The 12,810-nt window shown below is 49.5% G+C and carries 17 protein-coding genes and 1 riboswitch; of the genes, 11 read left to right on the forward strand and 6 right to left on the reverse strand.

The genetic code is table 11. The features are described from left to right. From cobS to pduF, 6 genes are all read right to left on the reverse strand, one after another. Entirely contained in the window at window positions 1-744 is a 744-nt protein-coding gene (gene cobS, locus FEM44_RS24865) for an adenosylcobinamide-GDP ribazoletransferase (RefSeq protein WP_130208645.1), read from the reverse strand. After that, window positions 741-1,286, reverse strand: coding sequence for a bifunctional adenosylcobinamide kinase/adenosylcobinamide-phosphate guanylyltransferase (gene cobU / locus FEM44_RS24870; protein ID WP_135522077.1), 546 nt, complete (start codon window positions 1,284-1,286; stop codon window positions 741-743). Before cobU ends, cobS begins: the two co-directional genes overlap by 4 nt. Window positions 1,287-1,420: 134 nt before the next feature. After that, window positions 1,421-1,855 (reverse strand): cobalamin biosynthesis protein, encoded by a 435-nt coding sequence (locus FEM44_RS24875; protein ID WP_135522075.1) that lies wholly within the window; start codon window positions 1,853-1,855, stop codon window positions 1,421-1,423. Window positions 1,856-1,891: 36 nt separating this feature from the next. Further along, entirely contained in the window at window positions 1,892-2,116 is a 225-nt protein-coding gene (locus FEM44_RS25245) for a hypothetical protein (RefSeq protein ID WP_167850652.1), read from the reverse strand. After that, window positions 2,075-2,249: riboswitch (cobalamin riboswitch) on the reverse strand. It overlaps the preceding gene by 42 nt. A gap of 83 nt (window positions 2,250-2,332) precedes the next feature. Continuing rightward, window positions 2,333-3,247 carry a transcriptional regulator PocR gene (gene pocR, locus FEM44_RS24880; protein ID WP_135522073.1) on the reverse strand — a complete coding sequence of 305 codons (915 nt, stop codon included), beginning with the start codon at window positions 3,245-3,247 and terminating at the stop codon, window positions 2,333-2,335. A gap of 205 nt (window positions 3,248-3,452) precedes the next feature. Continuing rightward, window positions 3,453-4,262 carry a propanediol diffusion facilitator PduF gene (gene pduF, locus FEM44_RS24885; RefSeq protein ID WP_135487609.1) on the reverse strand — a complete coding sequence of 270 codons (810 nt, stop codon included), beginning with the start codon at window positions 4,260-4,262 and terminating at the stop codon, window positions 3,453-3,455. Between the two features lie 513 nt (window positions 4,263-4,775). Here pduF and pduA point away from each other — a divergent pair. From pduA to pduM, 11 genes are read left to right on the forward strand one after another with little or no spacing between them, the layout of a single operon-like run. Next, the gene (pduA, locus tag FEM44_RS24890; protein ID WP_001183614.1) at window positions 4,776-5,060 is read left to right on the forward strand and encodes a propanediol utilization microcompartment protein PduA; all 285 of its coding nucleotides are present in this window, start codon (window positions 4,776-4,778) and stop codon (window positions 5,058-5,060) included. Next, entirely contained in the window at window positions 5,057-5,869 is an 813-nt protein-coding gene (gene pduB, locus FEM44_RS24895; protein WP_064529394.1) for a propanediol utilization microcompartment protein PduB, read from the forward strand. The genes pduA and pduB overlap by 4 nt, the downstream gene beginning before the upstream one ends. Before the next feature lie 18 nt (window positions 5,870-5,887). After that, window positions 5,888-7,552 (forward strand): propanediol dehydratase large subunit PduC, encoded by a 1,665-nt coding sequence (gene pduC, locus FEM44_RS24900; protein ID WP_135522071.1) that lies wholly within the window; start codon window positions 5,888-5,890, stop codon window positions 7,550-7,552. Window positions 7,553-7,561: 9 nt separating this feature from the next. Then, complete coding sequence (locus FEM44_RS24905; protein ID WP_135522069.1) at window positions 7,562-8,230, forward strand: propanediol/glycerol family dehydratase medium subunit; 669 nt, start codon at window positions 7,562-7,564, stop codon at window positions 8,228-8,230. 14 nt (window positions 8,231-8,244) lie between these two features. Then, the gene (gene pduE / locus FEM44_RS24910; protein WP_135385803.1) at window positions 8,245-8,763 is read left to right on the forward strand and encodes a propanediol dehydratase small subunit PduE; all 519 of its coding nucleotides are present in this window, start codon (window positions 8,245-8,247) and stop codon (window positions 8,761-8,763) included. 9 nt (window positions 8,764-8,772) lie between these two features. Beyond that, the gene (locus tag FEM44_RS24915) at window positions 8,773-10,605 is read left to right on the forward strand and encodes a diol dehydratase reactivase subunit alpha (RefSeq protein WP_135522067.1); all 1,833 of its coding nucleotides are present in this window, start codon (window positions 8,773-8,775) and stop codon (window positions 10,603-10,605) included. After that, window positions 10,595-10,945 carry a glycerol dehydratase reactivase beta/small subunit family protein gene (locus FEM44_RS24920; protein ID WP_000444000.1) on the forward strand — a complete coding sequence of 117 codons (351 nt, stop codon included), beginning with the start codon at window positions 10,595-10,597 and terminating at the stop codon, window positions 10,943-10,945. The genes FEM44_RS24915 and FEM44_RS24920 overlap by 11 nt, the downstream gene beginning before the upstream one ends. Before the next feature lie 19 nt (window positions 10,946-10,964). Further along, on the forward strand, window positions 10,965-11,240 hold the full coding sequence (gene pduJ, locus FEM44_RS24925; RefSeq protein WP_001057752.1) for a propanediol utilization microcompartment protein PduJ: 276 nt from the start codon (window positions 10,965-10,967) through the stop codon (window positions 11,238-11,240). Continuing rightward, entirely contained in the window at window positions 11,237-11,686 is a 450-nt protein-coding gene (locus FEM44_RS24930; protein WP_135522065.1) for a BMC domain-containing protein, read from the forward strand. Before pduJ ends, FEM44_RS24930 begins: the two co-directional genes overlap by 4 nt. A gap of 2 nt (window positions 11,687-11,688) precedes the next feature. Beyond that, on the forward strand, window positions 11,689-12,321 hold the full coding sequence (locus FEM44_RS24935) for a phosphate propanoyltransferase (RefSeq protein WP_135522063.1): 633 nt from the start codon (window positions 11,689-11,691) through the stop codon (window positions 12,319-12,321). Further along, complete coding sequence (gene pduM / locus FEM44_RS24940) at window positions 12,318-12,809, forward strand: microcompartment protein PduM (protein ID WP_138159231.1); 492 nt, start codon at window positions 12,318-12,320, stop codon at window positions 12,807-12,809. The genes FEM44_RS24935 and pduM overlap by 4 nt, the downstream gene beginning before the upstream one ends. Window position 12,810: the final 1 nt, after the last annotated feature.

The raw sequence follows: 12,810 nt of genomic DNA on the forward strand, positions 1-12,810 counted from the left end.
TTATAGCAGTGCCAGCAGGAAGACCAGTTCACCAAGTTCTATGGCTGCTCCCAGCGTATCGCCGGTTTGCCCGCCCAGAGTCCGTTTGAGAAGCTGACCGAGGACGAAAATCGCCACCATCGTCACCACCATAGCAGCCACACCATGCATACCCGGCAATAACACGGCAGCAAAAATAGCGGCTAAACCGAGGGTGACACAGGTTTGTCGCCCGTCAATTTTGCCAATGAACACATTACCAAGCCCTTCTTCCCGGGCATAACAATGACGATACATCAACAATGCGGCAGTCCCACGGCTAACCGCACATGCTGCCGCCAGCGATGCAAGGATCGGTTCGCCACGCAGTGCCAACTCGCTTAGCACCAGAATCTTTGCCAGAACCACAAAAATCAGCGCCAGACCACCGTGAGTACCCAAACGGCTATCACGCATGATTTCCAACATGCGATCGCGGCTACGTGCAGAAAATACGCCATCACAGGTATCTGCGAGGCCGTCCAGGTGGAATCCCCCTGTCATCAGCGCCAGCACCAGCACGCTAAACAGTGCCGCCAGTGGTATACCACACCATGCCTGCAACGCCATGAAGACCAGTCCACTAATGGCGCCAAGCAATAAACCAATTAAGGGAAAAGTAATGATACCGCGAGAATAATGCTCGAAATCCAGCCCCTGGGACCAACGACGCGGTACAGGCAGACGCGTAATAAAAGAGAGCATCGCCCAAAATAATTTACTCATTTGATTTTTACTCCAATACCCGAAACCACCAGCCATACTTCATCTGCCGCAGCGGCCAGCTGCTGATTTACCCGCCCGGCAATATCACGAAAATGTCGCGCCAGACGATTCTCCGGCACAATCCCCATGCCCACTTCATTGGTCACTAATACGACCTTTGCAGTACAACGTTGACAGGCGGCAATCAACGACTGAATCTCACCGTTAATCGCCTGCTCCATCACGTCATAATCCCATTTTTCAGGATCTTTATCGCCGCCATATTCAAACAAAAGATTAGTCACCATTGTTGTAATGCATTCCAACAACACGGCAGTCTGCGGATTAATGTCTGCGTTAATTAACTCATCAAGATTTTGCCAGCGTTCCACCGTGTTCCAGTGCGCCGGGCGGCCTTGCCGATGGTGTTCAATCCGTGCGGCCATCTCATCATCAAAAATTTGCGAAGTAGCGATATACAGGACCTGTGGAGTGTCCCCAATAAGCGCCTCGGCGTGCCGGCTCTTCCCGCTCCGTGCGCCCCCCGTCACCAAAATCATCATACGGACTCCCGGTTCAATTGTATGATGGTATTCATTGACCAGAGCAATGGATGTTCCACTGTTACTGACCGTAATAACATTTCTTCGATTAATACTGCGCGTATTAAAAATAAAAATCCAGCATTCTCAATCCATTACGAATGAGGAAGGCATTGTGAAATAGCCCGATTTCCCTGCGTTAACGACCGACAAAATGTGTCATTAGCAACGGCTTCTCTGAATTGACACATTTCATTCAGATAATGGATTAACGCTACAGCCCCACCAGCCGTACCATTCAGCAAACGAGCATTGTGCTCTGCTATTAAGATTACCGTCACGCCATCAGGCAGAGGGAGCCTTTCTGGTATGAGTGTCCCGCTTTCAGCAATCAATAACAGCACTGAATAATCGCTATACGCATCTGATAATGATTGTTCTGGCCCTCCGTTAAAAGGCAGGAAACCTTGCTGCCAATCCTCACCGACAAAACAGGTAATAGGCAACATTTCAGCCAGATGTTTAGCGAGTTCGATATTGCCAGATGAGAGGCAAAAAAGAGCTATCGATTCAGGTTTTATCGTTTTCATGACCACCACCCTCCGCTTAGTTTCCTGTAATAACGGTCAGGTTGATATGCCACAAAAAAAGATTGCCACACCATAAGTGCAGCCCTGGTGCCTGTCGACACGACGATGAATGAAATAAATGTTGCCGCCATCCCCTGATCCTTTCAGGGTGGTAGGGGTAATAAAGACGCGCCAGTGCTCAACCGGGCGCTTCCAGACAACCCACTTCCCACCGAAGTTGTTGGTATTAACTGACAGGCTGGTCTTCTGGCTTAGCGTCATCCTCCCCCGACCTTCCCGATCTCACGATCAGTGGCATTTTCGAGGTTGTCAGCATTACAGCAGCGGGGGCTGCGAGGGATTTCCACCCTCTTCCCAGGCACAAATGTGCCAAACATGTCAGCGTATGTTATGAGCCGATTTCAATTTTCCCATAACACCTAAATGAATTATTACTGCCAGAGTATATTTAATCATCCCTCATTTTTTACATTGAATTTATGCCGTTTCCGCAGCCGTATTTTCGCTAATTTGCTGACGGTAAACCTGCGGCGTTACCTGATAGGCCTGTCGAAAAACTTTGCAAAAATAACTGGTTTGAGAGAAGCCTAAATTACGCGCAATGCTGGCGATGCTCCAGTCACTATGGCACAGCAACTCACGGGCGCTGGCCATACGTTGTTGGTTTACCCATGCATTAAAACCAATCCCATGATACTTCTTAAACAATTTACTGAAATAATAAGGGCTTAGATAAACATGCGAGGCAACATCCTCCAGGCGTAAATCGTCTGATAAATGCGCATCAATATAGCGTAATGCTTTTTTCATTTTATTATCGTGAGGATTAGACGCGCGGGTCTGACGAACTGAATCCGAATGAGGTTTATTCTCTTTAATAACGACAAAATTGAGTTGCTTTTTGAGGCAATTTTCCACAATCAGCTTCAACAAATCAGCAGAGGCCATAACTCGCGAGTAGTCCATCTCCGGGACTTTGCGAAATTCATTAAGTAATTCGGGATCTGCTTGCCAACGATCATCGACATTCAGAATATCGATCAAATCGACATCACCATTACGCAGGCGGACTTGTCCACACAGCACAAAGCCGACTAAATGCCCGGCAATCACCAAAGGAATAGAGAAATCGGTTAATCCTGCATGGCAACGGTAAATACAAGGTTGATCGGATTTAGAAGCTTCCAGGCCTCCGCAACGATCGCTCATGCGGCAGCGAGTGCTAAGCTGTGGATGTTGCCGCATCATCTGACAAAACGGGGTGAAGTTAAAAAGTTCGGAAATTTCATCACCGTGGATATTGACCACGACAACCGCAAGGCTGGTCGCCTGCGCAAAATCCTGCGCGATTTTATTAATGAGTTCTGAATTAAGTGTCGCCGCAGAAATCATGATAAAACCTCCCAGTTAATTTATTGTTATTGTAAAAAACAATTGTTTTACATTTAATCTTCACATCATCCCTGATGATTTACTGACGAGAAGCACAAAGGACAATAACAAAAGCCTCCATGAAGCGGGAGACTTTTTAATAAGTTCGGAAAGCAGATCACAAACAGTAAAAAAAATAAACGTTTATAACCGCCAGGCTATTTCGCTATTCGCGGATATCTTTAGGCGTAACACTATTGACAGGTAAATTTTGTGCAATGAGAAAGCGATAAATCGCCGCACCAACGCAGGCACCAATGACCGGGGCAATAATGGGTACAATGAAATAAGGAATATTGCGTCCGCCAGTCATCGCTATTTCTCCCCAACCCGCAAGCCAGGTGAAAATTTTTGGCCCAAAATCACGCGCTGGATTCATGGCAAAACCGGTTAATGGTCCAGTAGAAGCACCAATAACAGCAACCAGAATACCAATCAGTAAAGGTGCGAGAGGCCCCTTCGGTACACCGTTGCCGTCATCGGTCAACGCCATAATCAATCCCATCAACATAGACGTGATGACTATTTCAACCAGCGCCGCCTGCCATACATTTATTGCCGCTGCCGGGTAAGTACTGAAGATACTGGCGAGTTGTAAACTTTCTGCACTTCCACGAACCATATTGTGGGCAGATTCAAAATCGGTAAACAAATTGCTGTATAAAAAATACGCCAGAACCGCACCACCAAAGGCACCCGCTAATTGTGCCATACAAAATGGCAGTACTTTACGGCCAGGAAAAGCGGCGAACAACCATAGAGCAATCGTAACCGCCGGGTTGAGATGAGCGCCGGAAATTCCTGCCGTAAGATAAACAGCAAGTGAAATACCTAACCCCCAAATAATACAAATTTCCCACAGCCCCAGACTTGCCCCAGCAAGTTTGAGGGCACACAAACAACCAATGCCAAAAAAGAGGAACAGTCCGGTGCCCAAAAACTCGGCAACGCATTGCGCCTTGAGTGAATCATTCATAGTGACACCTTCTTTGCGGAGTTTGTTTCTTCATCAGCCAACAGAATTGCTGATTGTTGTGTATATCGAGGGCAACTATAAAAATTGCTCTGCAAAAAATATTGCCAACATGCATGACAGACTCGTGGAAAAATCGTGCTGACATAGCAAATTATTGTCATTACAGAAGCATCCAACACAGTGTTAATCAGTGTTGAAGGTAATAATTACTGCCAAACTTTCACAATAAAAAATTGTCATCATGACATAATAAAATTTAAACAAATATCACAATTCCCTTCCGCTAACCAAACCCAACTAAATTTTATCCGCGATTAACCCCCTCAGCCAACGCAATTAATTCACATTGAAACATCCACAAAATAACCAATAAATTAATAACATATAGTTTATAAAAGCAATTTTATAATATTTGTCCTCTATTTATTTTTCTCATTGGCCGATTAAGTCAGCCATTCTTTTTCCTCGCTTTTTTTTATAGTCATATCGTCAAAAAATCCATGCGAGGTCTTTATGCAACAAGAAGCGTTAGGAATGGTAGAAACCAAAGGCTTAACTGCCGCCATAGAGGCCGCAGACGCCATGGTGAAGTCGGCAAATGTATTGCTGGTTGGCTACGAAAAAATAGGTTCCGGGCTGGTGACCGTCATCGTTCGTGGTGATGTCGGGGCTGTAAAAGCGGCAACAGACGCAGGTGCTGCCGCCGCGCGTAACGTCGGTGAAGTAAAAGCCGTACACGTTATTCCCCGCCCACATACCGATGTCGAAAAAATCTTACCAAAGGGAATTAACCCATGAGCAGCAATGAACTGGTCGAACAGATCATGGCGCAGGTCATCGCTCGCGTAGCGACGCCAGAGCATGAGGTTCTCCCGGAAACCACTCATCAAACACGAGAGACGGCTATGGCAGAAAAAAGCTGCACGTTAACGGAATTTGTTGGCACCGCTATTGGCGACACTGTAGGTCTGGTCATTGCGAACGTTGATAGCGCCCTGTTGGACGCGATGAAACTTGAAAAACGCTATCGCTCCATTGGCATTCTGGGTGCACGTATTGGCGCAGGTCCACACATTATGGCCGCTGATGAAGCGGTAAAAGCTACGAACACTGAAGTTATTAGCATTGAACTTCCTCGCGATACCAAAGGCGGTGCCGGACACGGCTCATTAATCCTCTTAGGTGGCAACGATGTTTCCGACGTGAAACGCGGTATTGAAGTTGCCCTGAAAGAACTCGACCGGACCTTTGGTGATGTCTATGCCAACGAAGCCGGGCATCTTGAACTGCAATACACCGCCCGCGCCAGCTATGCACTGGAAAAAGCGTTTGGCGCACCTCTGGGTCGCGCTTGCGGCGTTATTGTCGGCGCTCCGGCCGCTGTTGGTGTTCTGATGGCCGATACCGCGCTGAAGTCCGCCAATGTGGACGTGGTGGCATACAGCTCGCCTGCTCATGGCACCAGCTACAGCAATGAAGTCATTCTGATTATCTCAGGTGACTCCGGCGCTGTCCGTCAGGCGGTCATCTCCGCACGCGAAATCGGTAAAACCGTACTTTCGACTCTCGGCGATACACCGAAAAACGATCGCCCTTCCTACATCTGAATTCCCTGAGGCAGATTCATGAGATCGAAAAGATTTGAAGCACTCGCCAAACGCCCGGTCAACCAGGACGGTTTCGTTAAAGAGTGGATTGAAGAAGGCTTCATTGCGATGGAAAGCCCGAACGATCCAAAACCGTCAATCAAAATTGTTAACGGCGTCGTCACCGAGCTGGATGGAAAACCCGCCAGCCAGTTTGACCTGATCGACCACTTTATCGCCCGTTACGGCATCAATCTCGCGCGCGCCGAAGAAGTCATCGCGATGGATTCGGTCAAACTTGCCAATATGCTGTGCGATCCAAATGTCAAACGTAGCGATATCGTTCCCCTTACCACAGCAATGACGCCCGCCAAAATCGTCGAAGTGGTTTCGCAGATGAACGTGGTAGAGATGATGATGGCGATGCAGAAAATGCGCGCCCGTCGAACACCATCACAACAGGCTCACGTCACCAACGTCAAAGATAACCCGGTACAAATTGCCGCCGACGCAGCTGAAGGCGCATGGCGCGGGTTTGATGAACAGGAAACCACCGTTGCCGTTGCTCGCTATGCGCCGTTCAACGCCATCGCTCTGCTGATAGGTTCACAGGTAGGACGCCCGGGTGTTTTGACCCAGTGTTCACTGGAAGAAGCCACCGAACTGAAACTCGGTATGTTAGGCCACACCTGCTACGCCGAAACTATTTCTGTCTACGGCACAGAACCTGTTTTCACCGATGGCGATGATACCCCGTGGTCAAAAGGGTTTCTCGCGTCGTCTTATGCTTCTCGCGGCTTAAAAATGCGCTTTACTTCCGGCTCCGGCTCTGAAGTACAGATGGGCTACGCGGAAGGCAAATCAATGCTTTATCTCGAGGCTCGTTGCATTTACATCACCAAAGCCGCAGGCGTACAGGGGCTGCAGAATGGTTCCGTAAGCTGCATCGGTGTTCCATCAGCTGTGCCGTCAGGCATCCGCGCAGTGCTGGCGGAAAACTTAATTTGCTCATCGCTGGATCTGGAATGTGCCTCCAGTAATGACCAGACCTTTACCCACTCAGATATGCGCCGTACCGCGCGTTTCCTGATGCAGTTTCTGCCGGGCACTGACTTTATCTCTTCCGGTTTTTCCGCTGTGCCGAACTACGACAACATGTTTGCCGGTTCAAACGAAGACGCCGAAGACTTCGATGATTACAACGTCATTCAGCGTGACCTGAAGGTTGATGGCGGTCTGCGACCGGTGCGCGAAGAAGATGTTGTCGCTATCCGCAATAAAGCCGCACGCGCTTTACAGGCTGTCTTTGCCGGTATGGGATTACCCCTTATTACCGATGAAGAGGTCGAAGCGGCGACCTATGCCCACGGTTCGAAAGATATGCCAGAGCGCAACATCGTAGAAGACATTAAGTTCGCCCAGGAAATTATCAATAAAAACCGTAACAGCCTGGAAGTGGTGAAAGCCCTGGCGCAAGGCGGTTTTACCGATGTCGCTCAGGACATGCTCAACATGCAAAAAGCGAAACTGACCGGCGATTATCTCCATACCTCAGCCATTATCGTCGATGACGGACAAGTGCTGTCTGCGGTCAATGATGTCAATGATTACGCCGGACCGGCTACAGGTTACCGCCTGCAAGGGGAACGCTGGGAAGAGATCAAAAATATTCCCGGTGCACTTGATCCCAACGAAATTGACTAAGGGTGAGAAATGGAAATTAACGAAAAATTACTACGTCAGATTATCGAAGACGTGCTGGCAGAAATGCAAAACAGCGACAAGTCCGTTTCATTTCGCGCACCTGTTGCCGCAACAGTCTCTTCCGCGCCGGATACCGGGAATTTTTTAACTGAAATTGGCGAAGCCCAACAAGGCACTCAGCAGGATGAAGTCATTATTGCTGTAGGCCCAGCATTTGGCCTGGCGCAGACCGTCAATATTATTGGCATTCCGCATAAAAACATCTTGCGCGAAGTCATCGCCGGTATCGAAGAAGAAGGTATTAAAGCCCGTGTGATTCGCTGCTTTAAATCGTCTGATGTCGCATTCGTGGCGGTCGAAGGCGATCGCCTTAGTGGTTCCGGCATTGCTATTGGTATTCAGTCAAAAGGCACCACGGTTATCCACCAGCAGGGGCTTCCCCCTTTGTCTAACCTGGAACTTTTCCCGCAAGCGCCTTTGTTGACGCTGGAAACTTATCGTCAGATTGGTAAAAACGCCGCGCGTTATGCGAAGCGTGAGTCTCCACAACCAGTTCCGACCCTCAACGATCAAATGGCGCGGCCTAAATACCAGGCCAAATCAGCCATTTTGCATATCAAAGAGACGAAGTACGTGGTCACTGGCAAAAAACCGCAAGAACTGCGCGTGATGTTTTAACAAAGGAAACCTTCATGAATACCGATGCAATTGAGTCGATGGTCAGGGACGTGTTGAACCGCATGAACAGTCTACAGGATGCAGCGCCTGTTTCTGCGGCACCCAACGCGTCAATACAGAGCGCCAAAGTGACGGATTATCCACTGGCAAATAAACATCCAGAATGGGTTAAAACGGCGACCAATAAAACGCTCGACGATTTCACTCTGGAGAATGTCCTTAGCGATAAAGTCACCGCCCAGGATATGCGTATAACCCCTGAAACATTGCGTATTCAGGCCGCGATTGCCAGAGATGCGGGGCGTGATCGCCTGGCGATGAATTTTGAACGCGCTGCCGAGCTTACCTCAGTGCCGGACGATCGCATCCTCGAAATCTACAATGCGTTACGCCCTTATCGTTCGACAAAGCAAGAACTCATTGCCATTGCTGACGATCTTGAACAGCGTTATCAGGCCAGGATTTGCGCTGCATTTGTCCGTGAAGCTGCGGAACTCTATGTCGAGCGTAAAAAACTGAAAGGCGACGATTAAGGACGAACTATGCGATATATAGCAGGCATTGATATCGGCAACTCATCGACAGAGGTTGCGCTGGCAACGCTCAGTGCATCTGGAGAATTGTCATTCGTGAGTAGCGCCCTGGCGGAAACCACCGGAATTAAAGGTACGTTGCGTAACGTATATGGCATTCAGGAGGCGCTCGCACAGGCAACGAAAAAAGTCGGCATCAATGTCAGCGATATTTCGCTTATTCGTATCAACGAAGCAACTCCTGTCATTGGCGATGTGGCGATGGAAACCATTACGGAAACCATCATCACCGAGTCAACCATGATTGGTCACAACCCGAAAACTCCAGGCGGAGTGGGACTGGGCGTGGGGCTCACCATCACTCCACAAGAGTTGTTAACACGCCCGGCGGATACACCGTACATTCTGGTCGTGTCATCGGCATTTGATTTTGCCGATATCGCGACCATGATAAATGCCTCCGTGCGTGCCGGATATCAACTGACTGGCGTTATTCTGCAACGTGATGATGGCGTGCTGGTCAGTAACCGCCTGGAAATCCCTTTACCCATTGTTGACGAAGTCCTCTACATCGATCGTATTCCGCTCGGCATGCTGGCCGCGATTGAAGTCGCCGTTCCCGGGAAGGTTATCGAAACCCTGTCTAATCCGTATGGGATTGCCACTGTTTTCGCCCTCAATGCTGAAGAGACTAAAAGTATCGTTCCTGTTGCACGAGCACTCATAGGCAACCGTTCTGCAGTAGTGGTGAAAACACCTTCTGGCGACGTTAAAGCCCGTTCGATACCCGCCGGAAACATCGAGCTGCTTTCTGCCGGACGTACAATACGAGTTGATGTTGCTGCTGGTGCCGATGTCATTATGAAAGCGGTCGGCGAGTGCTCAAAACTGGAAAACGTAACGGGAGAACCGGGCACCAACATCGGCGGTATGCTGGAACATGTTCGCCAGACTATGGCGGAACTGACCAATAAACCCAGCCACGAAATTTTTATTCAGGATTTACTGGCGATAGATACCTCTGTTCCCGTCAGCGTAACCGGTGGGCTGGCTGGTGAATTTTCACTGGAACAGGCAGTGGGTATCGCTTCAATGGTGAAATCCGACCGACTGCAAATGGCGATGATCGCCAGTGAAATTAAGCAAAAACTGCATGTTGATGTTCAGGTCGGAGGCGCTGAAGCAGAAGCTGCAATTCAGGGAGCCTTGACTACCCCAGGAACCACACGCCCTCTGGCAATTCTGGACTTAGGCGCAGGTTCTACCGATGCCTCCATCATCAATCAGAAAGGGGAAATGATAGCTACTCACCTTGCGGGAGCGGGCGACATGGTGACGATGATTATTGCCAGGGAACTGGGCTTAAATGATCGTTATCTGGCAGAAGAAATCAAAAAATACCCGTTGGCAAAAGTAGAAAGCCTGTTCCATTTACGCCATGAAGACGGCAGCGTTCAGTTCTTCCCTACTCCGCTGCCCCCTCATGTATTTGCCCGCGTTTGTGCGGTGAAACCTGACGAACTGGTGCCTATTCCCGGCGATTTAACACTGGAAAAAGTACGTGCTGTTCGCCGCAGTGCGAAAAAGCGCGTCTTCGTAACCAATGCCCTGCGCGCGCTACGTCAGGTAAGTCCTGGCGGAAATATTCGCGATATCCCGTTCGTCGTTCTGGTGGGCGGTTCTTCCCTGGATTTCGAAGTACCGCAGTTAGTCACCGATGCATTGGCGCATTATCGATTGGTCGCCGGACGGGGGAATATCCGTGGTAGTGAAGGCCCGCGCAATGCGGTAGCTACCGGGCTACTGATTTCCTGGCACAGGGAGTTGGCTCATGGAAAGTAAAGAACATACGCCCGCTATTGTCGTTACGGAAATAGGTGACTGTATCAGTACATGGAATGAGGTGCTTCTTGGCATTGAAGAGGAAGGTATCCCCTTTCGCATTCAACATATTCCGTCAGGTGAAGTCATCGATAGCGCCTGGCAGGCTGCTCGTCAGTCCCCCCTGTTGGTTGGCATAGCCTGCGACCGGGAAAAGCTGATTGTGCATTACAAAAACTTACCGGCATCAGCGCCACTGTTTACGCTGATGTATCAACAAGATAACCATGCCCGGCGCAGCATCGGCAATAACGCTGCCCGCCTGGTAAAAGGCATTCCCTTCAGGGAATGCCACTCATAATCCACAGGAGAAACGCTGTATGAACAACGCACTAGGACTGGTTGAAACAAAAGGGTTAGTTGGCGCAATTGAAGCCGCAGATGCCATGGTTAAATCCGCCAACGTGCAACTGGTTGGCTATGAAAAGATTGGTTCGGGTCTGATTACGGTGATGGTCCGTGGCGATGTTGGCGCAGTAAAAGCCGCCGTTGATGCAGGAAGCGCCGCCGCAAGCGCCGTTGGCGAAGTGAAATCCTGCCATGTCATCCCGCGGCCACACAGCGATGTTGAGGCCATTTTACCTAAATCTGCATAACCCCATTCGCTAAGGAGCACAGCGTGAAGCAATCACTGGGATTACTTGAAATCAGTGGTCTGGCACTCGCCATCAGTTGCGCAGATGCTATGGCAAAAGCCGCGTCCATCACGCTGGTTGGCCTTGAGAAGACCAATGGCTCAGGCTGGACGCTCATTAAAATCACCGGTGACGTCGCCTCGGTTAATGCGGCGATCGCGACGGGTGCCAGTTTCGCCGAACAGCGAAATGGCCTCGTCGCACACAAAGTGATTGCCCGCCCGGGTGAGGGAATACTGCCCCGCCCAACAGAAGCAATGAATATGACGGTGGCAGTAAGCGAAATGCCAGCAACAGTCGCCCTCTCAGAGATTATCAGCTGTAATTTGTGTCTTGATCCCGCGTGTCAACGGCAAAAAGGTGAACCACGTTCACTTTGTCTGCACTCTGATAAGCGAGGGGAGTAGCAATGGATAAACAAACCTTGCAGGAGACTGTCAGCCAGGTTCTGGATGAAATGCGCGAGCGCCCTATCCCACTGGGCGTTTCCAGTCGCCATATTCATCTTTCAACGGCGGATTATGTGCGCCTTTTTCCTGAACAACCGATCAGCGAGAAAAAGTCATTACTGCAACCTGGTCAATTCGCTGCTGAACAGGTTGTTACGCTGGTGGGACCAAAAGGCAAATTACACAACGTTCGCTTGTTAGGGCCACTACGTAACTCAAGCCAGGTGGAAATTTCCCGGACTGACGCCAGAACATTAGGGATCACCGCCCCGCTACGTATGTCTGGCGATCTCAGCGGCACACCAGGGATTCGTCTGATAAGCCCGTTTGCAGAGCTGGAAATCGCTTCTGGCGTTATTATCGCACAACGGCACATTCATATGTCTTCGCTTGATGCCCTGATTTATGGCGTTACACATGGCGATAAAGTGGCGGTCGCCATTGAAGGTAATGAACGACGACTGATATTCGATAACGTTGCTGTTCGCGTCTCACCAGATATGCGCCTTGAAATGCATATTGATACCGACGAGGCCAACGCCGCAGGCGCTGATAATCCTGACGTTTTTGCCACGCTGGTGTCAGTGCCATGAATAACAAACTGATGCAACACATTGTTGAAGAAGTGATTTTTCGCCTGAAAAAACGTGCGGGGAAAACACTCGCGCTGACGGTTTCGCAACTGCGAGAAGCCAGCGTTCACGAGATAGTTCATCAGTATGCTTCGTTACAAATTCGATTCGTCGATTTACCGTTGCTGCGACAACTTGCGGAGAACGAAACGTCAGATCGAGCGGTAATCCACATTCACGAGGCGTTAGCCTGGGGAATACACATTCAATTGTCGTTGCAGAGTCATTTACTGAACACCATCAGGTTGAAAACTCTCGCCCGTCTACCGCTAAGCTGGTGCGACGAACAAGGAAAACCAATCTACCTTCATCGTGGTCGACTTTTAAGTTATGCCCACGTAGCACCATTATGCGCGGGGATACTGGTACTACAGCGGAAATGTTGTGTAACCGCACTTGCCCGTGACGCGGCAATGACCCGAAACATTCAGCTAATCAGGCAGGAGTAAC

Origin of the sequence: Escherichia sp. E4742 (assembly GCF_005843885.1) — a bacterium.
Taxonomy (GTDB): Bacteria; Pseudomonadota; Gammaproteobacteria; order Enterobacterales; family Enterobacteriaceae; genus Escherichia.